The sequence below is a fragment of the Glutamicibacter sp. GQ173 genome (genome assembly GCF_059759215.1).
In genome coordinates, this window is record NZ_JCAXDT010000002.1 from 311,862 (window position 1) to 335,335 (window position 23,474).

A 23,474-nucleotide genomic window follows, 5' to 3' on the forward strand; every position below is an offset into this window, starting at 1 on the left:
GCACTCCTTACCTAGTAGAACCATCCTATTCGAACACGTGTTCGAATGACAGTTACACTAGTCAGGCGCACCGACAGTTTGGGTTAGCTGGACACCGCTTCGTTAAAAGCTGCGCTGAGCGCAAATGGATGAAGAATGCCCAACCTCGTAGGCGCATGCTTGTCTCCCGATAGAAGACCGGCGAAATGGCCAAGCAGTGCATCTCGGCTCAACGAAGCGCCACGGCTCCACGCCAGTGTTGCAAGGCGCACTTCATAGGTGGCGATTCCATTATTAACCTTGCAGGGTCACGACGGACTTTTGACCGCGTTGCGCAATGCAAGAGCCGGAACGGACCGTCGAAATCGTCGCTGGTTTCCATTGACCTTCGCCTTCGTCGGTCTCCCCGCCTTAGCTTGTTTTTCTTCGCACCATTCGGCGCTGCCCTGATGATGGGTCTTATGTGAACCAGCCAGGCAACCCAGCTCTCGTCACTTTCTTGACCGCCTAAACCCATGAGCAGCCCGCACAAATTGGCTCTGCGCGAAACTGCCTGCGTCATTGTGTCACGAATGTTCGATAAGCGCCGGGGACACCGATAGCATCGAGACAGCAACAGTCAATCGTTCCAGGAGTTAAATCCCATGCCTCATAAGGTCAAAGCCGTTATTTCCCGCGTCAAGGACGCGCCGGTAGAGGTCGTCGACATCGTCGTTCCGGACCCAGGTCCCGGAGAAGTAGTCGTTGACGTGCTCACCACCGGTGTCTGCCACACCGACCTGCACTACAAGCTCGGCGGAATCGGCGACGAGTACCCCTACCTGCTGGGCCACGAGTCCACCGCAGTAGTCAGCCAGATTGGCGAAAACGTCACCAATGTCAAGGTTGGCGACCGCGTCATCCTGAACTGGCGTGCAGTCTGCGGCCAGTGCCGCGCTTGCGCCAAGGGCAAGCCGAAGTACTGCTTCAACACCTTCAATGCCACCCAGAAGATGACCCTCGAGGACGGCACCGAGCTTTCCCCAGCTTTGGGCATTGGCTCCTTTGCCGAAAAGACCCTGGTCCATTCCGGCCAGTGCACCATCGTGGATGAGGATGCCGATCCAGCTGCCGTAGGCCTGCTCGGCTGTGGTGTCATGGCTGGCATCGGAGCTGCTATCAACACCGGCGAGGTCAAGCGCGGAGAATCCGTGGCCGTCATCGGCTGTGGCGGTGTGGGTGCTGCAGCGATCGCCGGCGCGCAGCTGGCCGGCGCGACCACTATCATCGCGGTGGACGTCAACGCAGACAAGCTGGAGGGCGCCAAGAAGTTCGGCGCCACCCACACCGTGGATTCCTCCAAGGCTGATGCCGTCGAAGCCATCCAGGAACTGACCGGTGGCTTCGGCGCCGACGTGGTCATCGACGCAGTGGGCCGCCCGGAAACCTACAAGCAGGCGTTCTACGCCCGCGACCTTGCCGGCCGCGTCGTGCTGGTGGGCGTGCCCACCCCGCAGATGAAGCTGGAGCTGCCGTTGCTCGATGTCTTCGGCCGCGGCGGGTCGCTGAAGAGCTCCTGGTACGGCGATTGCCTGCCAAGCCACGACTTCCCAATGCTTGTCGAGCAGTACAAGCTGGGCCGCCTGGACCTGGACTCCTTCGTGACCGAGCGCATCACCATCGACCAGATCGAAGAAGCCTTCGACAAGATGCATGAAGGAACCGTACTGCGCTCGGTGGTGGAACTCTGATGTCCGCACGCATCGAGAACGTCGTCACTTCCGGAACCTTTTCCCTGGATGGCGGTACCTGGGACGTGGACAACAACGTCTGGATCATCGGTGACGATTCGGAAGTGATGGTCATCGACCCGGCCCACGATATCGAGAAGATCCAGGAAGCCGTCGGCGAACGTGAGGTGATGGCAGTTCTGCTCACTCACGGACACGATGACCACATCCGCGCAGCCGGCGAATTCTCGGACATCGTCGATGCACCGCTGTTCCTCAACCCGGAGGATCGCATGCTCTGGGAAGCTGTTTATCCAGAGCGCGACGTGGACGCGGAAATCAGCGATGGTGACACCTTCACCATCGCCGGCACGACGCTCACCGCGATGCACACGCCCGGGCATTCGCCGGGCTCCACCTGCTTCTACGCAGAAGACCTGGGAGTGCTGTTCAGTGGCGACACGCTGTTTAACGGCGGCCCTGGGGCTACCGGCCGCAGCTACTCGAGCTTCGAGACGATCATCGAATCGATCCGCGGCAAGCTGCTGGTCCTGCCCGAGCAGACCGTAGTCAACACCGGTCACGGTGATGCCACCACCATCGGCGCCGAGGCGCCGAGCCTGGAGGAATGGATCAAGCGCGGGCACTAGCCAGCGTGCTGCAGGACAGGGGCAGTCGGCCATGGCGGTCGGCTGCCCCTGCGCTTTAATTTCTTCTGCCAGAAAATCAGTGTTTCAGCGGTGCTGGCGTGGCAAGATTAATCCCATGCCTGAACTTAAACGCCGCAAACCGGTGATTCCATTGCTCATTGCCGCCGCAGTGCTCTTAATTGCCGGCATCGCCGTGCTCTGGTGGGATAGCCAGCAAGAAATCGTTCTCTACACCGGATCCTATGAACCGCTGGAAGCTGGCTCTGTGTTCTACATTGGCCCGGGTCCCGCCGAAATCATCGGCTGGGTTCTGGCATTGCTCGGCGTTGGCGCGCTAGGCGTTGCAGCCGGATTGCTGCTTCGCCAGCTCGCTCCCTTCAAAGCCTGGTTGCTGGTTGCAGGACTGCTGCTGGCGGCAGCAGGCCTGGCAACGATGATATGGGACTACAACCAGGTCCGGACCTTTGGCTGGTTTGCCTATGCGCCGTTGAGCAAATCAGAATTCCATCCGGCCAGCGCAACCCTGATCCTGGGCAAGCTGGGGCTAGCCGCCGGAACTTTCTTGGCCGCCAGCTACCTGGGATTGCGGCACAGTTCCGCGCCCACCGGATCAGCTGCCAGCGACTAAAACAGCGAGTTGCTGTGCTCTTCGATCAGCTGCGGCAAATCATTGCGCACGTTGCCCACCGCGGTATCAACCTCGTGCATTCTCCATTCGGAGGCGACATCAAAAGCCTGGACACGGATCTGCTCGATCAGCCCTTCGCCATCTTCCTCGGCCGGGTTCATCCAGCGGCCCATCATCTGATGGTCCAGCGGAATCGGCAGGCGATCGTGCAAGCCGGCCAATTCCCCCAGCACCCCGGGTTCCTCCGCCGACGGGGAATCCATGGTCATGATCGAGGTTGAAAGGATCCAGCTGCCATCCTCGTCCTTCCACCACTCATAGAGCCCGGCAAAGAAGATCAGCTTCCCGTCCTCCCGGTGCACGTAGAAGGGGCGCTTCTTGCTGCCTTCCTTCTTCCACTCGTAGTAGCCTTCCACCGGCACCACCGCGCGGCGCTTCTTCACCGCGGCGCGGAAGGTCGGCTTGCTGCTGGCGGTTTCGCTGCGCGCGTTGAAGGCGCGCACGCCCACCGAGAGTTCCTTCGCCCACCCGGGCACCAGGCCCCAGCGGGCCACGTGGATCTGGCGATGCAGCTGATCGTCAATCAGCCGCTCGAGCACAATGGGCACATCGGTGGTCGGGGCGACGTTCCAAGACTGGCGCAGCTCCAAATTGGCATCCGCTTCGGCCTCGGCTTCTGCCACCAGATCGCCGATCGCCTTGGCCATCACATACCGTCCGCACATCATCCGCTCCTTTGCACCGGCACAGGGAAATCTGTTCACCAGTCTAGCTATCGGTATGGAAGAAATCAGCGAAGTTTTTTGCCCCGGCCGGGAACAAAGCGAACAGCGGTGCCGTTACATCTAGCATGAGCAACGAATTGAACCTTGACCAGTATGTTCCTGCCGCTGGCGGGGTCACCATGTTTACCACCAGCTGGTGCGGCTACTGCCGCAACCTCAAGCGCCTCATGGATCAGAAGGGCGTGGCCTACACCGAAGTCAACATTGAGGAAGTCGAGGGCACCGCAGAGATCGTCGAGTCGTTCAACAACGGCAACCAGACAGTTCCAACCTTGATCTTCCCTGATGGCACTGCGGCCACTAATCCCCGGATTGAAGAAGTCGTCGAGCGCGTCGGCGCCTAGGAATTGAAACCAGAAATCGGTGCCTGAAAAATCAGGCACCGATTTTTTGCTGCTCCGAACACTAGACCAGGCTGATGTGCTCCCGGTATTCCGCGAGCAGGGCTGCGATGAAAGCTTCAGTGTTCACCGTTCCCACCAGATCATTGGCAGCGCCTACCGTTGTGGGATCCATCGGCACGTCCATCGCCTGGTACACCGCGTCAAGCACCTCGCGCAGGGGCCCGGAATCCTCGACGACAAAAACGGATGAGAACAGCCAGGCACCAGCCACTACCCGCTGAGCCGTGCCGACAAGTTTCACCGGGTAGCTGCGAGGAGATTCCGCAGAAGGCAGGCCATGGACCGAGTGCTCCCCAGGGCAGTACTCCCCCGGGATGGGGCCAACCTGGGCATCAACACCCAGGCGCCTAAATGCCTTGGCGTAAATATCGGCAAAAACCTCGAAACGGCGTCGCTGTCCCATTACCGCTTCGTGCTCTGGCTCAAGGTGGTCAACAATCAGCGTTCCTCGATGATACGCCGCGGCGCGCCCGCCGGCCTTGCGCACCAACGGGGCAAATCCCCGTTGCGCAGCTTCTTCCCGGGCTACTTCATAGCCCGCCAGACGAACATCGCGTTGTCCAAAAGCCAGGGTGGGGTCGGGACGGTACAGGCGCAAACTCGGTCCGCGGTCTGCCGACTGGACTTCGCGCAGCAGCTGAACACCACGTTCCAAATCTGCTGCAGGATCACCGCTAGGCTCTTCGAATTCCAGTGTCAACGGCGCATCCGACTGAGGATTGAACAAACTCATACTCCTGAGTCTAATTCAGCAGTTATCCGCCGGTGGAGTTGATGTCACAGTGCTCGCGTGCTGCCCAGCGGCAAATTTGGGCCATAATAAAAGGCGTGCCAAATTCTTCCACCCCTGTCATCCTGATCGGCGGACCTTCCGGATCGGGCAAGTCCTATCTCGCCTCCAAATACGGTAATCCGCATCTGCCGCTGGATGAGTACTACCGGCAGATCAGCGAAGACGGCAACCCCGTTGCGTTCCCCCGTACGGCCTACGGAGAAATCGACTGGGATCATTCGGGCACATGGAACAAGGACGCTGCCCTGAAGGCCATCGATGAGTTGCTGGAAAACGGAAGCACCATGGTTCCCAACTATTCGATCGCCACCTCCAGCTACAGCGGGCACAGGGAAATCCGCTCCAGCAACGGACCCATCGTCGCCGAAGGAATTTTCCTCTACGAGCTGCTTGAACCGCTACGCGAAAAGGGAATCATCGTACAGGCTTACTACGTTGACGAACCGGCATTGGTGACCGGAATTCGACGCTTCGTTCGCGACGTGGCGCAACGACGCAAACCGATCCTTTTCCTGCTCAAGCGAGGCTACGCGCTATTTCGAGTACATGGAGCGGATCGCGAAAAATACCGCGAACGCCAGTTCGTCTTGAAGTCCAAGCCTGAGCTCAAAAAGCTGCTCGCCCGGCTTTCCCCGTCATAGCCTGTCCCTAGCGCGAACGTACGGTCAAGATCTGTTCGGCCCGGCCAAATGGTCCGCTTTCATCGTGCAGCACCGTCGAGGTTAGGCCGATTCCGTCAGCACCGTAACTTTGCTGGACGTCGAGCCCCAGCCAAGATCCGGCAGGCTGCCGATACATATGGATCTGCAAATCGAGATTTGGATAAATCCAGGTTCCCTCATTCGGCTCGACACGAGGCGCCACACCGTTAGCGGTGTCGATCATTCCCACGAGCCTGGCCATATCCGAAGCATCCAAGGCATCAACCAGCGCGTAGTCGGTGCGCAGCCAGGCGATTCCCCTGCCTGGACGCCAGTCGTCATTCGAACGCAGTTCAATAGAACGGATATACCCGCCCGGCCAGCGTTCGCTAATCTTTTGGACTTCGCATTCTTCCGGGCCAGGAATTTCAGCGTCCTCGATCCCGGCAACGGCGCTTGAGTCGCCAGTAATCACGCGCCAGGCACGAGCGACAATGCTGGTCCGCCCCTTGGCGGTCATTTCAGCTTCGACCAACTCGATGGTACGGCCGGGGCGAATCATTCGTGTCGTGATTTCGAATTCTCCGGCATGGATTAAACCGTGGATCTCAAAGCTCAGCCGGGCGATACGCATGTCATCACGTGGCTCAAAGTTTTCCAGCGCATAGGCCAGGATTCCAGAAGCTGGCCCCATATGCTGTTCATGCTCATTCCATGCGCCTTGGGCATGCCATGACGAGCGGTATCGGCCTTCGCCCAGAGATTCAAAATAAAAGTCGCCCTTGGCGAGAATCTTGTCGAGTTCCTCAGCGAGCTGGTGCGTCATTGCTGCCCTCCTGGCCTTACGAAAATCATTTGCGCTGCACTCAGGTTATCCAAGAGCAACTGAAATCAATAGATTACCGATCTTTATCGTGTTCGTGCGCCCGCTGACCGGCGCTGTCCATAATGCCCAGAATTTCTGCAACGCCATTCTTTGCCCACATCGCATGCGGCGTCATCGTGTCGAATTGGGCTGATTGACCGGCTTTCACGTGATAGGTGCGTTCCCCGAGCTGCAGCTGGATCTCTCCGAGCAGCACTGTGAACCATTCTTTCCCAGGGTGGATGCGCAATTCACTTGGCGCCGGAGCTTTGGACGGGTCGATGCGCATTTTCGAGACGTTCACGCCGTTGACAGCGTCATCGGTGGACAGCTTCCACAGGGTGATCCCAGGCATGGTGATGGGCTCCGGGCGAATAATGATTTCGGCTTCGGAGGTGGCAACGAGCTCATCCAGGCTTGTCTCTAGCGCCTTGGCCAGCGGTACCAGCTGGTCCAAGGCGATACGCCGGCTGCCAGTTTCAATTCTGCTCAAGGTCGAAACGCTAAGTTGCGCCTTGCTAGCCAGGGCTTCCAGGGACCAGCCGCGATTCTGGCGCAGCGTGCGAATGCGATGGCGAATAATCTGGTCCACATCCAATTCTTGCGTCATGCGCAAAAGACTACACCTCCACGCGCAAAAGATCGATAGCCTGTGAACCTGATCAATCAAGATACCCGGGAGGAATATCATGGAACATTTCGAAGCAATCATCATTGGCGGCGGCAGCGCAGGACTTGCAGCTTCGGTTGCCCTAGCGCGATCGCGACGAAGCGTGCTTGTGATCGATGATGGGCACCCGCGCAATGAGCCCGCACAACACGCGCACAACGTCCTTGGGCAAGAAGGCACCAGCCCATTGAAGCTACTGGAACGAGGCCGCGCGGAAGCCCAAAATTACGGTGCCCGCATCACGGCCGGAACGGTGGATTCACTCTCAGGATCGCTTGACGAAGGATTCACGGTTCATGCCGGGAATCAGGTGTTTAGCGCCGAACGTATCGTTTTAGCCACCGGGCTCAAGGATGAACTTCCAAGGATTCCTGGCCTTCAGCAAGCATGGGGAACCTCCGCAATCCACTGCGCTTATTGCCATGGGTGGGAAGTTCGAGATCAGGAAATCCTTGTCATCGGCTGCGGGCCCATGAGCGCGCACCAAGCCATGATGTTCCAGCAATTGAGCTCCAAGATCACCTTCATTAATCATGCCCCTTCTGAGCTGAGCGAGGACGGAGCGGCCCTCTTGGCCGACCTTGGCATTCCAGTGGTCAACCACCCAATCCAGGACCTGGAATTCGACCAGTCGGGACAGCTGAAGGCCGCCAAGCTGGATAATGGCGAACGACTTCAGGCCCAATCGCTCATCGTGGCCAGCCGAATGAACGCCAATGCCGACCTCTACCTGTCACTGGGTGGCGAACTAAGCGAACATCCGCTCGGCACATTCATCAAAGCCAACGAGACCTGCGCCACCGAGATTCCTGGGGTCTACGCCGTCGGCAACGCAAGCAACCTAGGGGCAATGGTCATGGCGGCCGCGGCCTCTGGCACTCTGGCTGGCGCTGCTATCAACGCCGACCTGCTCAACTCAAAACTAGTAAAACCGTAGGAAGCGCACCCTTCGACATGCAGCAGCTATCCCGCCATACTGGACAACCGCCAGGCGTGGCGGGATAGTGCATTCGGCGCCCTATCCCGCCGCACAGCGTACGCAGACTCGCCAACGTTGTACTCATCACTTCACACATCGAGCAGATCAATGGTAGGGTTGAATTGTTACCTCGACGCTTGCAGGTGTGATTCACCCGCCAGCAAGCGTTAGCAGTAGGATTTGTAGCACAGCCAACAAATCGTCTGTGCAATACAAATCGGTTCACCGATCTTCGGATTGATTGAACTCCTATCGAAACGAATTCTTCATCTTCTCTTCTTCACTGCAGATAAAACATCTCGACGCTTCTCAACGTCGTGCCTCTGTGGATTCCTTGTTCTACTCCGCTAGCGTGGGGTCATTACCCGTTAGCAGCCTGGATTCCGATGATGTTTAAGCTAGTGCAGCGACACCCGTTTTGGCCGGTACCGGCAAAATCAGTATTCGATTCTCCGTATCGACGGCAGGCGAATAGTTCTCGACAGCTCTGCTCGAGGTAACCCCCAAATTTTCCGATTCGGAACTTCGAATCGGCAACCGGGCCACAACGTGGCCAATCAATAAATAAGGAAATAACACTATGGCCACTGGCACCGTGAAATGGTTCAACGCTGAAAAGGGCTTCGGCTTCATCGCTCCTTCGGATGGATCTGCTGACGTTTTCGCACACTACAGCGCTATCCAGAGCTTCGGTTTCCGTAGCCTCGAAGAGGGCCAGACCGTTGAGTACACCCTGGAAGCTGGTCCAAAGGGCCCACAGGCTACCAACATTCAGGCTCGCTAAGAGACTTTCTTCAAAGGTGTAGTTCCCCCGCAAGGGCTGGAACTGCACCTTTGTTGCATTTAACCCCGGCCATTCATTCAGTTCCGGCGCGCCCTGGCCGGCGGTCGTTCCCTCAGAACACCTACGCCAAGCAAACGGGCTGGTATCGCCGACAGCCGAGGAAAACGCCGAAAAATCATAGTTGCCGGAGCTGGCAAGATTATCTCGTCTGTTCCCCGCAGTACTTGCTTCAACCCTCTATGCATTATTCGTTGCATGCCCTGCACAACAAAGGTGGGCACAGTTCGCCGGCGCTGTACTTTGGCCAGATGCCGATCAGCCAGCGTTGACGTGCGTAGTGGCTCTGCCAGAAGACGTGCTGCTGCTACTGCATCTTGAACGGCCAAATTCACGCCTACTCCCCCGACAGGACTCATCGCATGCGCCGCATCCCCAATGCATAACAGCCCTGGCTGCCACCACTTTCGCGCTCGATTCAGTTTAACGTCCAATAATTTCGCATCTTCGAGGCTCAGGCCAGCGACTCCCTCGACCAGCTCTGGGGCAGCCTTCGTGATCGATTGGCGCCAAGGATCAACACCCAGGCTTCGCAATTCAGCATCCTTGCCCTTAGGCAAGATCATTGCAGTCTGCACATAACCAGTTCGCGGGATCAAAACGAACATCCGGCCCTTTACGAATGCTGGCGACAACGTATATTGGCGTTTCAACTTGCCAGGGACTTTGAACCACCAAACATCAATCGGGACCGAAAATTCTTTCATCGCAATCGCAGCAGAATCGCGAATACACGACCACCTGCCGTCTGCTGCAATAGTCAGCCCTGCCCTCAACTCGTGATCGCCATCTGGCCCCGAGTATCGAACCCCAACGATTTTTCCCGATTCGCTCAGCACATCGGTGACCTCGCAATTCAAGCGAAGCTCAAAATGCTCTTCTGCCTCACCAGCGCGCGCTAAAAGATCCAAAAAGTCCCATTGGGGAGCCATCGCGATATATGGATAAGGGCGTTGCAGCTTCGACAAGTCAACGACTGTGACAGGTGAACCGTCTTGAGCGGGAAATTGCGCCTGCGTAACCTTATTGAACTTGATCTGCTCAAACTGATTCATCAATCCAAGTTCATCGAGCAACAGCAATGTAGATGGGTGGATCGTATCTCCACGAAAGTCCCTGAGGAAATCAGCATGTTTTTCAAATACCGTCACGGGAACTCCGGATCGTGCCAGCAGAAGGCCTGCCACCATCCCGGCAGGTCCTCCCCCAACGATGATGCAACTGGTGGCGGACTTCATCGGTATTCCTTTCGGAAGCTGTCTACTGCTTCCACCTTGTCACCAATTCCCTCGCCTGAATAGTGCACACGGCGCTTTCAGGATGAGATGGCCCAGGGCTTGAGGAGGAATTGCCGCGCCCTACCCGTCAGCGTGGCACGGCGGGTGGCTCAAACAGCATTATTCGACGGCGGGCGCATTAATACGACGGGACTCGACTGCTCCCGCAGCAGCATATCGCTCGTCTCTGGCAGCGATCGGTTGCCCTCTTTTAACATGGAGAAATGGTTCAGCTTCCACCAGGTCGGAATCGACGGCATTGAAACCGCGACAACTTTGCGTCTTAGCCAGCGGGCGAGAGCCAAGGTGCAGGGCCCAACCACTGATTGCCTAGCCGCAAATGGTGCATCGCCGGGTGTTTTCCCCGCTTCTTCCTCCGCACAAAGGTGCCAAGGATACCCGCGCAGATCTTCCGGAATTTTCACAAAATACTATTTGGTTCACCGCTGGCAATAAATGGGCATAAAAACGGCCAGGACTCGCAGAATGCTGCAAGTCCTGGCCGCTGGTTGGCCGATTCAGGCCATCCTAAGATTCTGAACTAGAAATCCCAGTCTTCGTCCTCGGTGTTCACTGCCTTGCCGATAACGTATGAAGAACCGGATCCGGAGAAGAAATCGTGGTTCTCGTCGGCGTTCGGGCTCAACGCAGCCAAGATGGCTGGCGAGACGTCGGTGACGGTTGCAGGGAACATTGCCTCGTAGCCCAGGTTCATCAGGGCCTTGTTGGCGTTGTAGTGCAGGAACTTCTTGACGTCCTCGGACAGGCCTACTGGATCATAAAGATCGTGGGTGTACTGGACTTCGTTTTCGTACAGCTCGAACATCAGCTCGAAGGTGTAGTCCTTCAGTTCCTGCTTGCGCTCTTCGCTGGCGCCTTCCAGGCCCTTCTGGAACTTGTAGCCGATGTAGTATCCGTGAACAGCCTCGTCACGGATGATCAGGCGGATCAAGTCTGCGGTGTTGGTCAGCTTCGCGTGCGAGGACCAGTGCATTGGCAGGTAGAAGCCCGAGTAGAACAGGAACGATTCGAGCAGGGTCGAGGCGATCTTGCGCTTGAGCGGATCTTCACCGTGGTAGTAGCTCTCAATGATCTGTGCCTTCTTCTGCAGGTTCACGTTTTCCGTGGACCAGCGGAAGGCCTCATCGATTTCCTTGGTCGAGGCCAAGGTCGAGAAGATCGAGGAGTAGCTCTTGGCGTGCACCGATTCCATGAAGGCGATGTTGGTGTACACGGCCTCTTCATGCGGGGTGATCGCATCCGGGATCAGCGAGACCGCGCCAACGGTTCCCTGCAGGGTGTCCAGCAAGGTCAAGCCGGTGAACACGCGCATGGTCAGCAGCTTTTCATCTTCGGTCAAGGTCGCCCACGACTGGATGTCATTGGACAGCGGCACCTTCTCGGGAAGCCAGAAGTTATTAACGAGTCGGTTCCATACCTCCACGTCCTTCTCGTCCTGGATACGGTTCCAGTTGATAGCTTCAACCTTGTGGGTGAGCTGAATCTTCTCGGTCATTGCCCCTCATCGATCAGCAGAAAATATGCAAAAAATATACAGTCAGACTGGCTTAAATCCTACCGCTTCTGCGCCTTAAAACATAACCTTTGACTCTGTGATTCTTGCCGTCTTATCGCCTTTGACTAGGCATTTAAATACAACCAGCTGCCAATTCTCTTGGAGAATTGGCAGCTGGTTGCTCAGTTTGCTAAGGCCTTGGCCGCAGCCTGAAGTTCCGGGTTACAGTGCGCAGGAAACGCAACCCTCGACTTCGGTGCCTTCCAGGGCCATCTGGCGCAGACGAATGTAGTACAGGCTCTTAATGCCCTTGCGCCATGCGTAGATCTGGGCCTTGTTGATGTCACGAGTGGTGACGGTGTCTTTGAAGAACAAGGTCAGCGACAAGCCCTGGTCCACGTGCTGGGTTGCAGCGGCATAGGTGTCAATGATCTTCTCGTAGCCGATTTCGTAGGCATCCTCGTAGAAATCGATGTTCTCGTTGTTCATGTAAGGAGCCGGGTAGTAAACGCGGCCGATCTTACCTTCCTTGCGGATCTCGATCTTCGCTGCGACCGGGTGGATCGAGGAAGTCGAGTTGTTGATGTACGAGATTGAACCGGTGGGAGGCACAGCCTGCAGGTTCTGGTTGTAGATGCCGTGCTCCATGACCGAAGCCTTCAGAGCGTTCCAGTCTTCCTGGGTAGGAATGTGGATGTCTGCGAAGAGTTCGCGCACGCGCTCGGTGGCCGGCGCCCACTGCTGATCGGTGTACTTGTCGAAGAATTCTCCCGACGCGTACTTCGAGTTCTCGAAATTATCGAAGGTCTCACCACGTTCCATGGCGATCTTGTTCGATGCGCTCAAGGCGTGGAACAGGACCGTGTAGAAGTAGATGTTGGTGAAATCGATGCCTTCTTCGGAACCGTAGTAGATGTGCTCGCGGGCAAGGAAGCCATGCAGGTTCATCTGGCCCAGGCCGATAGCGTGCGACTTCTTGTTGCCGTCGGCAATCGAAGGTACCGAAGCGATGTAGGACATGTCCGACACTGCGCTCAATGCCCGAATGGCAATTTCAACCGAACCGGCAAGATTCTTGCCGTCCATGGCCTTGGCAATGTTCATCGAGCCCAAGTTGCAAGAAATGTCCTTGCCAATCTTGGAGTAGCTCAAGTCGTCGCCAAATTCGGAAGCCGAGGAAACCTGCAAGATCTCCGAGCAGAGGTTCGACATCGTGATGCGGCCGGCAATGGGGTTGGCCTTGTTCACCGTGTCCTCGAACATGATGTACGGGTAGCCGGACTCGAACTGGATCTCTGCCAGGGTCTGGAAGAATTCACGCGCGCTGATCTTGGTCTTCTTGATCCGCGAGTCATCGACCATCTCGTAGTACTTCTCAGTTACCGAGATTTCGCTGAATGGCACGCCGTAAACGCGTTCCACGTCGTACGGGCTGAAGAGGTACATGTCTTCGTTCTTGCGAGCCAGCTCGAAAGTGACATCCGGGATGACAACACCCAGCGACAGGGTCTTAATGCGGATCTTCTCATCCGCGTTCTCGCGCTTGGTGTCCAAGAAGCGGTAGATATCAGGGTGGTGCGCGTTCAAGTACACGGCACCGGCACCCTGGCGTGCGCCAAGCTGGTTAGCGTAGGAGAAGGAATCTTCCAGAAGCTTCATTACAGGGATGACGCCGGAGGACTGGTTCTCGATCTGCTTGATCGGTGCACCGTGCTCACGCAGGTTGGTCAGCGACAGGGCCACGCCGCCGCCGCGCTTGGACAGCTGCAGCGAGGAGTTCACCGCACGGGCGATCGATTCCATGTTGTCTTCAATGCGAAGCAGGAAGCAGGAAACCAGTTCGCCACGCTGCGCCTTGCCGGCGTTGAGGAAGGTAGGGGTTGCAGGCTGGAAGCGGCCGTCGATGATTTCATCAACCAGCTGGGTAGCCAGCTTCTCGTCGCCACGAGCCAGGTGCAGGGCAACCATGCATACGCGGTCTTCGTAGCGTTCCAGGTAGCGCTTGCCATCAAAAGTCTTCAGGGTGTACGAGGTGTAGAACTTGAACGCGCCCAAGAAGGTTTCGAAACGGAACTTCTTGTTGAAGGCGTGTTTGAACAAGTCGCGGATGAAGTTCATCGAGTACTGGTCAAGCGTTTCGCGCTCGTAGTATTCGTGCTTCACGAGGTATTCGAGCTTCTCGTCAAGATCGTGGAAGAACACGGTGTTGTTGTTCACGTGATCCAGGAAGTACTGGCGGGCTGCATAGCGGTCCACCTCGAACTGGATCTTTCCATCTGGACCGTAAAGGTTCAGCATGGCGTTCAGATCGTTGTAGCTCAAGCCCTGGAACTGGGCTGGGAGCTCCTTTGAGCTCGTCATCGTTCCTGCCAATTCTGCGACGCTGGTGTCCAAAAGGTTTCAAGCCCTTCTTTGACGTTGAGAACGTCTTCCGAGGTTCCCATAAGTTCGAATGTATAAAGTACGGGTACGCTGCATTTCTGGGCAATACGCTTAGCCGCGATGCAGTAGTACTCGCCGAAGTTTGTGTTTCCCGCGCCGATTACACCGCGAAGGTTTGCCCGATTTTCGTCATGCCGCAGGAACTTCATAATTTGCGGGACAATTGAATGCTTGCCTCGTTCTCCACCATAGGTGGGGATGAGCAATACATACGGAGCAGTGGAGATGAGCTGCGGTTCGGTCGCAAAAACCGGAATCCGAGCCGCATCCATCTCAAGTTTTTCCACGAATCTCTTGGTGTTCTCCGAAACCGATGAAAAGTAAATCAGATTCGATTTCGTGAACTCGACTGGTTCGCGGGCCTCAGCGTTCTGCTTGTCAGCAAGAGCTGTGGGTGACATCCTCTTTCGCCTCCACTGCAAAGTGAGCGCAATGGGCTCGTGCTCTAGTTGGCTGGAGCCAGCAATTCGATCTTGTCTGGGCGGAAGCCCGACCAGTGATCATCGTCGGTAACGACGACAGGTGCCTGCATGTACCCCAAGCCACGTACGTGCTCCAAGGCAGTGGCATCCTGTGAGATGTCAACCTTGTTGTACTCGACACCCTTCTTATCCAACGCGCGGTAAGTAGCGTTGCACTGAACGCAGGAAGGCTTCGTGTAAACCGTGATGGCCATGTCCCTGATCCCCTTTAGAAATTCTTGATGTTGGCCGGATTCCCTCTTGTTGAGGGAAAGTCCCAGCTGTCCTTTCGGATGCCTCAAAAACAGGGTTTCCGAGGTGCTACTGGTGCGAGCCGCACCAACGGGTTCAATACTACATGTTGTGTTTTGCCGGTCAAGCGGCCACAACATGATGTATTACAAGTATGTCATTCTTCCCCCACAACGTCCACAGGAACTGTGGATATTCGACCCCGTTTAAACCGCGATTTCTCGCGGTCTGCCCAACTTTGTCCACAGCCCTGCCACTGGCGCATGTGGTTTAAAAATTCTTGTTGTGAGATGTTCCTCGGCGTGTTCCACTCCCATATCTAGTTGCGCCCTCCCATGGGCTGCCACTACATATAGTTTCGCTCGCACGACCGACAGTTTGAGCGCCCTGCGCTCGCACTGTGCACAACGCAGCGCAAAGGGCGGCCAGCTATTTCCAGCTGTCCGCCCTTTGCGCTGCACCTAGGTGGACGCCAGGCCACCCGTTATTCAGGCGTAGTTGCGTGCTCCGAAGATCCCTTGGCCCACACGCACCACGGTGGCGCCTTCGGCAATAGCGAGCTCATAGTCGCCGCTCATGCCCATCGACAGGTGCTTGAAGCCCTCAGGGGCTTCTGGCTGCAGCTGCTGCAAGGTGTGGCGCAAGGAGGCGAAGCTGCTGCGAACCTGCAGCTCGTCGGTGGTGTTGGCCGCCATGGTCATCAGCCCCACCGGCGTGAGCCGATCCAGCGGCGCCAAGGAGGCCAGCAGCCCGGCGGCCTCGGAAGCCAGAACCCCCGACTTGCTTTCCTCGCCGGATGTATTGACCTGGATGAAGACTTCCAGAGTGCGATCCTCCAGCTCCAGGCGGCGTTGCAGCGTCTGGGCAAGCTTCAAGGAGTCCAGAGCATGGAACTCGTCGGCGAACTGCGCCACGAACTTCGCCTTGTTCGTCTGCAGGGGGCCGATGACGGCATAGCGCAGGTGCGGGAAACGCTCATGGAAGCTCTCGTACTTGCCTTGCGCCTCTTGCACCTTGTTCTCCCCCAAGGTATCCACCCCGGCGGCAATAGCCAGCTCCAGGCGTTCGACGTCGATGGTCTTGGTCACCGGCAGCAAGCGCACGGAGTCGACCTCGCGGCCCGCAGCAGTGCACGCGGCGGCGATGCGCTGGTTGACCGCTGCCAGGTTGCGAATGAAATCCTCGGTAGTAGCCGCATGGGCGGCGGCGGGTTGCGAAGTCAAAACGCCAACTTTCTTGATCTGCAAAAGTGTTGCTGGCGCCAAAAAGACGCCAGCAACAAGCATAGGCATAAACGCCTAGAACATTTGCCGCCAATTGGTCTTGGCCAGATCCAGCAATTCGTCTCCGCGTCCCGAAAGCACCGTGCGGATGGCGTAGAGCGCAAAGCCCTTGGCCTGTTCCAGCTTGATGTTCGGCGGCATCGACATCTCTTGGCGGTCGGTGACAACGTCGAGCACCGCCGGCCCATCGTGCGCCAAGAACTCCCTGATGGTGGATTCCAGCTGGGCGGAGTCATCCACCCGATAGCCCTTCAGCCCAGCGGCGGTGGCAACAGCACCAAAATCCGGGTTGTGCAGGTCGGTGGCATAGGTGACGAATCCGGCCGCCTTCATTTCCAGCTCGACAAAGTTCAACGAGGAATTATTGAAGACCACGATCTTCACCGGCAGCTTGTTCTGGGTCGCGGTCAGCAACTCGCCGAGCATCATCGACAACCCGCCATCGCCGGCAAAGGCAATCACCTGCCGTTTGCGGTCGATCGCCTGGGCGCCGAGCGCATGGCACAGCGCGTTGGCCATGGAGCCATGGTTGAAGGAACCCAGGACCCGCCGCTGGCCGGTCATCGTCAGGTAACGGGCCGCCCAGATCACCGGCGAGCCGACATCCGCGGTGAAGATCGTGTCCTCATCAGCGGCCTGGTCGATCAGCCGGGCCAGGTACTGCGGATGAATGGCCGCGCCCGGCTTGGAGCCGGTGGCCAATTCATCGAGCTTGGCCCTGGTCTTGCGGTAATGCTCCAGGGCGTTATCCAGGTGCTTGCGATGCGTTTGCACCGGCAGCAGCGCATTCAGGGCGGCGGCAGTGTCCTTCACCGTGCCCACCAGCGGGACATCCACCCGGGTGCGGCGGCCAATCTGCTCGCCGCGGATATCCACCTGGATGATCGTGGCATCCTGCGGATAGAACTGCTGGTACGGGAAGTCGGTGCCCAGCATGAGCAGCACATCGCATTCCGCGATGGCCTTGGCCCCTGAGGCAAAGCCCAGCAGGCCGGTCATCCCCACATCAAAGGGGTTGTCGTACTCGATGTGATCCTTGCCGCGCATGGCGTGCACGATCGGGGCCGCCAGCTTGTCAGCCAGGGCAATCACCTCGTCATGGGCACCGGCCACCCCGGCACCGGCCAGGATGGTGACCTTCCGCGACTCCTCAAGGATCTCTGCGGCTTGCTCCAGCTCCTGCTCATTGGGCAGGACCCGGGGGCTGGTCTTGGCGATGCGCTGGGTGGCGGTGCGCTCCATTTCCGACAGGGCGACGTCTCCGGAAATCACCAGCACGGCCACCCCGCGCTTTTCGATGGCCTCGCGCATGGCGATGCGCAAGATCCTCGGCATCTGCTTGACGTCGGAAACCTGCTCTGCGTAGACCGAGCAGCCGCGGAAAACTTCCACCGGATTGGTTTCCTGGAAATAATTGGAGCCGATCTCCTCGGTGGGGATCTGCGCGGCGATGGCCAGCACCGGAACCCGGGAGCGATTCGCGTCGTAGAGCCCGTTGATCAGGTGCAGGTTGCCCGGTCCGCATGAGCCCACGCAGACCGCCAGCTCTCCGGTGATTTCCGCTTCAGCCGCGGCGGCGAAGGCGGCGGCTTCCTCATGGCGGTGGTGCACCCATTCCATGTGCCCGTTCTCCCGCAAGGCATCGGTCAGGCCATTGAGCGAGTCGCCCGGGATGCCATAGATTCGGCGCACCCCCTGGGTGTCGAGCTGTTCAATCAGGTGGTCGGCTACGTTAGGCAAAACATTCCTCCTGCACACAATTTCCAGTGGGTCTATTGCCCACCCTACTGCGCAGTTCTGCCCTGTGCCATGGATTTGCGGCGCCAAGCCGGGTTCCGCCAGACACACCCCCAGGTGTCACGCCGCACATCACCGGTGCGGCCCAGGATCCAGCTTGCCTATGGGACAAAAGACCGCCTTCGCTTGGCTAGGCTGGTGCCATGAGCAACGAACCGCGCCGCATGGCCAACACCGCTGAACTTCCCATCGGAGAACGCAATGGGGCGCTGTGGAAATTGGAGCCGGCAGAACGGGGGCTGGATGCCAACGTCATCTCGCTGGCTCCCGGCGAGCAGATCGGGCAGCACCAGGGCCCAGCGCTGGATGTGCTGCTGCATGTCCTCGCCGGTTCGGGCGTGCTGCGCACCGATAGCGGGCAGATCGACCTGTCGGTCGGTGACATCATCTACCTGCCCGCGCACAGCCAGCGCCAGTTCATCGCCGGGGACGTCGGCCTGGGCTATTTCTCGGTGCACCAGCGCAAGAACACCACCGGCCTGATGCCCGCATCCCGCACCAGCTAGCTAGCGTTCTGGGTTGTTCCACACGCCTTGTTCGATGAACCGCTCCAGCTGGCCGGTGTACGGCGCCAGGTCCAAGCCCTGTTCATCGAGCCATTGCTGGTTGTAATAGGTGTTCGCGTAGCGCTCGCCGGAGTCGCAGATCAGCGTGACCACGCTGCCCTGTTCCCCGCGCTGGAGCATTTGGGCGATGATCCCGAAGGCGGCATAAAGATTGGTGCCGGTGGAACCGCCAGCGAAGTAGCGCGTGGTGGCCTGCAGGAAATGCATGGCCGCCAACGAGGCAGCGTCGGGAACCTGCACCATGTGATCGATCACCCCGGGCATGAAGGAGGCTTCCACCGTGGGCCGGCCAATGCCTTCGATCCGCGACCCGGTGCCGCTGGCGTACGCAAGGTTGCCGGTCCGCCACCCTTCATAGAAGGAGGATCCTTCGGGATCGGCGACGCAGATGCGTGTTTCATGCTGCTTGTAGCGGGCGTAGCGGCCGAAGGTCGCGCTGGTGCCGCCGGTGCCTGCTCCCACGACAATCCAGCTGGGGATCGGATGCGGCTCGGCGGACATCTGCGCGTACACCGATTCGGCGATATTGTTGTTGCCGCGCCAGTCGGTGGCCCGTTCGGCGTAGGTGAACTGGTCCAGGTAGTACCCCTGGCATTCTGCGGCCAATTCGCGAGCCGCGGCATCAACCTGCCCGGCCCCGTCGACCAAATGGCAGCGTCCGCCATAGAACTCGATGAGATTAATTTTCTCGGTGCTCGTCGAGGCCGGGACCACGGCAATGAAATCCAGTCCCAGCATCCGGGCGAAGTAGGCCTCGGAGACCGCTGTTGAGCCGCTGGAGGCTTCCACCAAGGTGGTGCCCTCGGTGATCCGCCCGTTCACCAGGCCATAGAGAATCAGCGAGCGGGCCAGCCGGTGCTTGAGCGAACCGGTGGGGTGCACCGATTCATCCTTCAAATACAGTTCGATCCCCCACGAGGCGGGCAGTTCGAAGCGGAGCAGGTGAGTGTCGGCGCTGCGATTCGCGTCGGCGTTGAGCTGGGAAATTGCATGTCGCACCCAAAGATCAGTCATTCTTCCACTGTAGCGGTGGCATCGTGCTAGAACACAGCCGGCGTGATAAATTCAAAATTGTGGAATTAAAGCTGGTTTCTGGTGGTTATGCCGCGCTCATGCTCCTTGGACTAGGCTGGGCCGTTTGGGCGGTGCTCACCGCTCCCGCCCTCGAGGATATTGCCGGCGGCTGGCTAGGCCAGGACGCAACTGCCAGTTCGGTGCCGCTCATCGGGCAGATCCCCTGGCTTGGGTTGATGGCGGCGCTGGGCGCGTATGCAATGTGGCAGGGGCTATCGCGCTGGCACATCGAAATACACCGGAAGATCCGCCCCTGGGTCCTGGGCATGGTGCTGCTCAACGCGATGTGGGTCTTGTGCCTGCAACGCGAATTGATCGGCGTGAGCCTGATTGCCGGCCTGGCGCTGCTGGCGGTATTGGCTCGCATTGTGCTGGCCATTGACCGCAGCGTACTGGTGCAGCACATTGACCGCTGGGTCACCAGGGCATGCTTCGGGCTCTTTGCCGGCTGGTTGTCGGTCATTATCGTTGCCGAGGCGCTGGCCTTCGCCGCAATGCACCATGGCAACCCGGATGCGTTGATGTTCAAGGGGGCCAGCGCGCTGGCATTGATCCTGCTCGCCCTGTTTTTGTGCGCGGTCACCTTCAAGAACCCGATGGGCATTTATCTGAATGCCGGAGCGCTGTGGGTTCTGGCCTGGATCATCCTTGACCGATACTCGGGACACGACACTTCTCCGGTGTTTGCCACCGTTTGCCTCATCGCCGCAGCCCTGATGCTGATATGCCTGCTCAGCGCACTGCGCACCCGCATCCGGCGAATCCTGAGTTCTCACTGAGCGCAACGCCGTACGCTTGAGAGCCATCCCCTGTCTGGATAGTGTGGGAGGCGAGGCCCAAAGGTCCATCAGAGAGGAAAACATGTCGAAGACTGCTAAGAGCTTTAAAGAAGTTGAAAAGTCGTTGGCGAAACTCGCCAAGGCCGCCAAAGAAGAGCTGCCCAAGGAAATCCGTGGTGGCTGGACCGAGGCCGTTTCCAGTGTCAATGCTGATGCCATCAGCAAGGCAGGTTCCCACCTGATCGAAAACGTCACCGGAAATTCCAAGGCTGCCCAGCGTGCACGCACCTCTGTGCAGAATGCCGTGCAGACCGCGCAGAAGAATCTGGCGCCGAAGGAGAAGTCCTGCAAGGGAGGCAAGTTCCTGATTGTCTCGCTGATTGTCGCGGCAGTAGCGGCCGTGGTTCTCTCCCAGGTGCAGAAGAAGAACTAGGTTTTCCAGCCCCAGGGTTATGGCCTCAAGGCGTGGCATCCTTGGATGCCACGCCTTGAGGCGTTTTTGCGCTATTTTCCCTACGAGCTATTTGGCTCTGCGTTCGCGCGCTGACTTGAATGCCGCGGCTGCACCGAGCAATGCAACCACCAGTCCGACTGGGATCAGCCACAAGCTATCGGCACCGGTTTCTGCCAGATTCCCCTCTGGTTCGGCTTGCACAACTTTTTCCGGATCAACGCTGCTTGATTCGTCCGAGGTCGAATCCTGGTCTTCCGTCTCGGGTTCTTGCGCAGGCTGCGACGGCCCAGGCTCTGCTTCATCTTCCGGAGGCGACGGCACTGGCGATGATTCGCTTGGTTCCGGCGTTGGTGTTGGACTATCGGATTCAAGGTCGAAGACGCTTGATGCTTTGCCTAGAGAGGCGAAGACAGTTTCGCCGGTGGCATCGTCTACCGCATCGTTGTCAGTGGCAACATAGACTTCCTCCCCTGCCACGGCCAGGCCTTCAAGCTTCTCCTGGGTCCATCCGCGGGTCGATTCAAGCACCGGCAAGACATCGAAAGCAAGCTTCTTTTCCACCATGGTTACGCCTGAACCGGCACCCTTGGCTTCACCTCCGGGCAGTTCCACTTGATATACCGCCTTGTGCTGAGCTGCTGGACCTACCTGGTTGTCACGTTCGATGACAGCATAGGAGCCGTCCGGCAGCGCTGTGATCTCCGAGAGCCCATTCCAGGAATCTTCGGCTGGCTTATCCAACTGGTACCCATACCAGCTAAACGAGCCGGTGGCAGGAAGATACTTGCCAAGGCGGACAAATGACTCGCCCGGGACTTCGCGTTGCAATGCGAAGACCACCTGCTCATCATCACCGCTTCCCCGCACCGCCACGCCTTCCAGGCCTTGCTTCTGAAGCGGCCCGACAACATCTTCCGGCAATACGACTTCTTCAACCACCGCGCCAGCGTCATCGATTTTCACCAGCAGGTTCCCAGTTCCCTCCGCTCCTTCATGGGCTGCCCAGAAACCACCGTCTTCACGTGCAGCCAGCCCTTCGAGGTCCAGCTCCACGCTTGCACCGGTGACGGAAATCGAGTGGTCGACAGTTGCCGGCTTGCCAAGGCTGATGCCATAAATCTGTGCCGCATAGGCGTTATCGCTGACCGCGTAGAGCTTGCCCGGATCTTTCGGGTCAGGGCTCAGTCCGCTGAGCGCCCCAAAGGGAACTAGCGAGTTCCGGTTTGATACAAGTTGCGGGAATTGGGCTTCGTCGGCTCCGAAGGAGTAGAGGCTGAGCGCGGAACGCACATCGTCCTCATCGGTTTCAGAAGCAACCGCAAGCAGTCCGCGTTCTGGAATGGGCAGGATCCCTTCTGGCCCGTTGGTGCTGGGCAAAGTCTGCACATAACGCGGAGACTTTGGATTGGACAGGTCATAGACGGCGACAAAGTTGGCCCGTTCTGCGGCAACAAATCCGTAGTCGACTCCGTTGAACTGTGCAATAGCAAGACCTTCAGGCTCGACGCCTTTTTTGTCCGCACGGTTTTCGGGGAAGAGGCCCTGTGCTAGCGCGAGTTGTTCAAGGGCATTTCCGGAGTCCCAAACAACCTTTCCCGTGTGTGAATCGAAGATCGAAAAGCCGCGGCTCCCGCCCTTCCAATCGCCTTCATTAGCGGTGGCCAAATAGCGGTCTTGGAGCCAGGCAACAGCATCCGGTTCTCGCGGAACATCCTGCAGTGAGCCATTGGCATCGAGTTGGCCGTCGTCGGTCGAGTCGATTCCTTGAAGGTCGACAGTGCCGGTGCTGAAAGCCCGCTTGAGCTTGCCGCTTGGCATGTCGATAAGCACCATGCCGTTGTTTTCTTGGAGGGTTACCGCCATCTGGTTTTCAGAATTGATGCTCACATACTCTGGCTCCGGGTCCTGTGGGGTGTCCAGGCCGGCTTTTGCCAAGAGCGGCAATGCTCGGGGATCGCTTGGTGTTCCAGAAGTCAATGGGACTTCGCGCAGATTCCACTCTTCTGGGTTGTCCGCCTTGAGATCCAGGATGGCCACGGAACCGGCAGGCGCTTGGGGAAGCCCGCCGTCGCCGGCATCCTCATCGCGTTCGTTCTCAATGGCGATGCCTGCATACGCGCCGTCTTTGGAGATTGCGATCGAATCCGGCTGTCCGGGCAACTCGAAGCTATGCGCAAGCGAGCGGTCTGCGATGCGCACCACGTCCACCCGTCCGGAGGGTTCGCTGTAGCTTGCAGAGGTATTGACGACAACAAACACGTACGGCCCGTAGGCTGCAACGCTCGTTGGCTCGTCTTCGGCACTGCCAAGTTGATGCAACCCCAGCAGTCCCAGGCCTTGAGGTTTCGCCGGATCAGAAATGTCGACAAAACCGACACTTCGCGAGAGGGCGTCCGAATAGATCAGGGTATTGCCATCTTCTGAAACGGTGGAAATTTCTGCCGCCGTGGTTCCTTCGGCACCATCCGGATGGTTTTCGTACACCGGATATGTGGCGACCCGCTCAAAATATTCGCTGCTGTCAGCGCTGGCGGGGGTGCTAATGCTGGCGGCTAGGATCGCAGCCGCGACTAATCCAATACTTTTACCTGCAGCGCGATGCACCGGCTTCTCCCTTATGAAGTACTAG

At 58.2% G+C, this 23,474-nt stretch carries 23 protein-coding genes; 10 read left to right on the plus strand and 13 right to left on the minus strand.

Features of this window, described 5'->3' with window-relative positions:
• The first annotated feature begins 623 nt into the window (after positions 1 to 623).
• From AC6CHO_RS05375 to AC6CHO_RS05385, 3 genes are all read left to right on the plus strand, one after another.
• On the plus strand, positions 624 to 1,709 hold the full coding sequence (locus AC6CHO_RS05375) for an S-(hydroxymethyl)mycothiol dehydrogenase (RefSeq protein WP_498214043.1): 1,086 nt from the start codon (positions 624 to 626) through the stop codon (positions 1,707 to 1,709).
• Positions 1,709 to 2,338, plus strand: a complete 630-nt coding sequence (locus tag AC6CHO_RS05380; protein ID WP_498214044.1) for an MBL fold metallo-hydrolase — start codon at positions 1,709 to 1,711, stop codon at positions 2,336 to 2,338. The genes AC6CHO_RS05375 and AC6CHO_RS05380 overlap by 1 nt, the downstream gene beginning before the upstream one ends.
• 115 nt (positions 2,339 to 2,453) lie before the next feature.
• Complete coding sequence (locus AC6CHO_RS05385; RefSeq protein WP_498214045.1) at positions 2,454 to 2,966, plus strand: hypothetical protein; 513 nt, start codon at positions 2,454 to 2,456, stop codon at positions 2,964 to 2,966.
• Here the strand turns inward: AC6CHO_RS05385 and AC6CHO_RS05390 are convergent.
• Positions 2,963 to 3,691 carry an SOS response-associated peptidase gene (locus AC6CHO_RS05390; RefSeq protein WP_498214046.1) on the minus strand — a complete coding sequence of 243 codons (729 nt, stop codon included), beginning with the start codon at positions 3,689 to 3,691 and terminating at the stop codon, positions 2,963 to 2,965. The two genes, AC6CHO_RS05385 and AC6CHO_RS05390, sit on opposite strands and share 4 nt — an antisense overlap.
• Positions 3,692 to 3,816: 125 nt before the next feature.
• On the opposite strand from AC6CHO_RS05390, the gene AC6CHO_RS05395 reads away from it, so the two are divergent.
• Positions 3,817 to 4,095 carry a mycoredoxin gene (locus tag AC6CHO_RS05395; RefSeq protein ID WP_444663704.1) on the plus strand — a complete coding sequence of 93 codons (279 nt, stop codon included), beginning with the start codon at positions 3,817 to 3,819 and terminating at the stop codon, positions 4,093 to 4,095.
• Positions 4,096 to 4,156: 61 nt separating this feature from the next.
• Here the strand turns inward: AC6CHO_RS05395 and AC6CHO_RS05400 are convergent, their stop codons facing one another.
• Positions 4,157 to 4,888, minus strand: a complete 732-nt coding sequence (locus AC6CHO_RS05400; RefSeq protein WP_498214047.1) for a lipoate--protein ligase family protein — start codon at positions 4,886 to 4,888, stop codon at positions 4,157 to 4,159.
• Between the two features lie 95 nt (positions 4,889 to 4,983).
• Here AC6CHO_RS05400 and AC6CHO_RS05405 point away from each other — a divergent pair, with 95 nt between their 5' ends.
• Positions 4,984 to 5,589 carry a uridine kinase family protein gene (locus AC6CHO_RS05405; protein WP_498214048.1) on the plus strand — a complete coding sequence of 202 codons (606 nt, stop codon included), beginning with the start codon at positions 4,984 to 4,986 and terminating at the stop codon, positions 5,587 to 5,589.
• 7 nt (positions 5,590 to 5,596) lie between these two features.
• Here AC6CHO_RS05405 and AC6CHO_RS05410 read toward each other — a convergent pair whose 3' ends face one another.
• Both AC6CHO_RS05410 and AC6CHO_RS05415 read right to left on the minus strand, forming a co-directional pair.
• Positions 5,597 to 6,415: a thioesterase family protein gene (locus tag AC6CHO_RS05410; RefSeq protein WP_498214049.1), complete on the minus strand. Its 819-nt coding sequence runs from the start codon at positions 6,413 to 6,415 to the stop codon at positions 5,597 to 5,599.
• Between the two features lie 73 nt (positions 6,416 to 6,488).
• Positions 6,489 to 7,064, minus strand: coding sequence for a helix-turn-helix domain-containing protein (locus AC6CHO_RS05415; RefSeq protein ID WP_060701731.1), 576 nt, complete (start codon positions 7,062 to 7,064; stop codon positions 6,489 to 6,491).
• A gap of 79 nt (positions 7,065 to 7,143) precedes the next feature.
• Between AC6CHO_RS05415 and AC6CHO_RS05420 the strand changes: the two genes are divergently transcribed.
• Positions 7,144 to 8,061, plus strand: coding sequence for an NAD(P)/FAD-dependent oxidoreductase (locus AC6CHO_RS05420; RefSeq protein ID WP_498214050.1), 918 nt, complete (start codon positions 7,144 to 7,146; stop codon positions 8,059 to 8,061).
• 622 nt (positions 8,062 to 8,683) lie between these two features.
• A complete protein-coding gene (locus AC6CHO_RS05425) occupies positions 8,684 to 8,887 on the plus strand; it encodes a cold-shock protein (RefSeq protein ID WP_013349123.1) in 204 nt (67 codons plus the stop codon).
• 77 nt (positions 8,888 to 8,964) lie between these two features.
• Here the strand turns inward: AC6CHO_RS05425 and AC6CHO_RS05430 are convergent, their stop codons facing one another.
• The 7 genes from AC6CHO_RS05430 to poxB form a co-directional block, all read right to left on the minus strand.
• On the minus strand, positions 8,965 to 10,182 hold the full coding sequence (locus tag AC6CHO_RS05430) for an FAD-dependent oxidoreductase (protein ID WP_498214051.1): 1,218 nt from the start codon (positions 10,180 to 10,182) through the stop codon (positions 8,965 to 8,967).
• A 580-nt stretch (positions 10,183 to 10,762) separates the two neighbouring features.
• Entirely contained in the window at positions 10,763 to 11,737 is a 975-nt protein-coding gene (nrdF, locus tag AC6CHO_RS05435; protein WP_060701734.1) for a class 1b ribonucleoside-diphosphate reductase subunit beta, read from the minus strand.
• A gap of 222 nt (positions 11,738 to 11,959) precedes the next feature.
• Complete coding sequence (gene nrdE, locus AC6CHO_RS05440; RefSeq protein WP_146275220.1) at positions 11,960 to 14,098, minus strand: class 1b ribonucleoside-diphosphate reductase subunit alpha; 2,139 nt, start codon at positions 14,096 to 14,098, stop codon at positions 11,960 to 11,962.
• Complete coding sequence (gene nrdI / locus AC6CHO_RS05445; RefSeq protein ID WP_060701736.1) at positions 14,095 to 14,580, minus strand: class Ib ribonucleoside-diphosphate reductase assembly flavoprotein NrdI; 486 nt, start codon at positions 14,578 to 14,580, stop codon at positions 14,095 to 14,097. The genes nrdE and nrdI overlap by 4 nt, the downstream gene beginning before the upstream one ends.
• A gap of 44 nt (positions 14,581 to 14,624) precedes the next feature.
• Positions 14,625 to 14,855: a glutaredoxin-like protein NrdH gene (nrdH, locus tag AC6CHO_RS05450; protein ID WP_060703392.1), complete on the minus strand. Its 231-nt coding sequence runs from the start codon at positions 14,853 to 14,855 to the stop codon at positions 14,625 to 14,627.
• Between the two features lie 525 nt (positions 14,856 to 15,380).
• Entirely contained in the window at positions 15,381 to 16,115 is a 735-nt protein-coding gene (locus tag AC6CHO_RS05455) for a YggS family pyridoxal phosphate-dependent enzyme (protein ID WP_498214053.1), read from the minus strand.
• A gap of 75 nt (positions 16,116 to 16,190) precedes the next feature.
• Positions 16,191 to 17,915, minus strand: a complete 1,725-nt coding sequence (poxB, locus tag AC6CHO_RS05460) for a ubiquinone-dependent pyruvate dehydrogenase (RefSeq protein WP_498214054.1) — start codon at positions 17,913 to 17,915, stop codon at positions 16,191 to 16,193.
• A gap of 200 nt (positions 17,916 to 18,115) precedes the next feature.
• Between poxB and AC6CHO_RS05465 the strand changes: the two genes are divergently transcribed.
• Entirely contained in the window at positions 18,116 to 18,478 is a 363-nt protein-coding gene (locus tag AC6CHO_RS05465) for a cupin domain-containing protein (protein ID WP_498214055.1), read from the plus strand.
• Here AC6CHO_RS05465 and AC6CHO_RS05470 read toward each other — a convergent pair whose 3' ends face one another.
• A complete protein-coding gene (locus AC6CHO_RS05470; protein WP_498214056.1) occupies positions 18,479 to 19,552 on the minus strand; it encodes a PLP-dependent cysteine synthase family protein in 1,074 nt (357 codons plus the stop codon).
• Positions 19,553 to 19,611: 59 nt separating this feature from the next.
• Here AC6CHO_RS05470 and AC6CHO_RS05475 point away from each other — a divergent pair, with 59 nt between their 5' ends.
• Together AC6CHO_RS05475 and AC6CHO_RS05480 are read left to right on the plus strand one after the other, a co-directional pair.
• Positions 19,612 to 20,391 (plus strand): TspO-related membrane protein, encoded by a 780-nt coding sequence (locus AC6CHO_RS05475; RefSeq protein WP_498214057.1) that lies wholly within the window; start codon positions 19,612 to 19,614, stop codon positions 20,389 to 20,391.
• A gap of 82 nt (positions 20,392 to 20,473) precedes the next feature.
• Positions 20,474 to 20,824, plus strand: coding sequence for a hypothetical protein (locus AC6CHO_RS05480; protein WP_444663683.1), 351 nt, complete (start codon positions 20,474 to 20,476; stop codon positions 20,822 to 20,824).
• An 87-nt stretch (positions 20,825 to 20,911) separates the two neighbouring features.
• Here the strand turns inward: AC6CHO_RS05480 and AC6CHO_RS05485 are convergent, their stop codons facing one another.
• A complete protein-coding gene (locus AC6CHO_RS05485) occupies positions 20,912 to 23,449 on the minus strand; it encodes an esterase-like activity of phytase family protein (RefSeq protein ID WP_498214058.1) in 2,538 nt (845 codons plus the stop codon).
• Between the last annotated feature and the right edge of the window lie 25 nt (positions 23,450 to 23,474).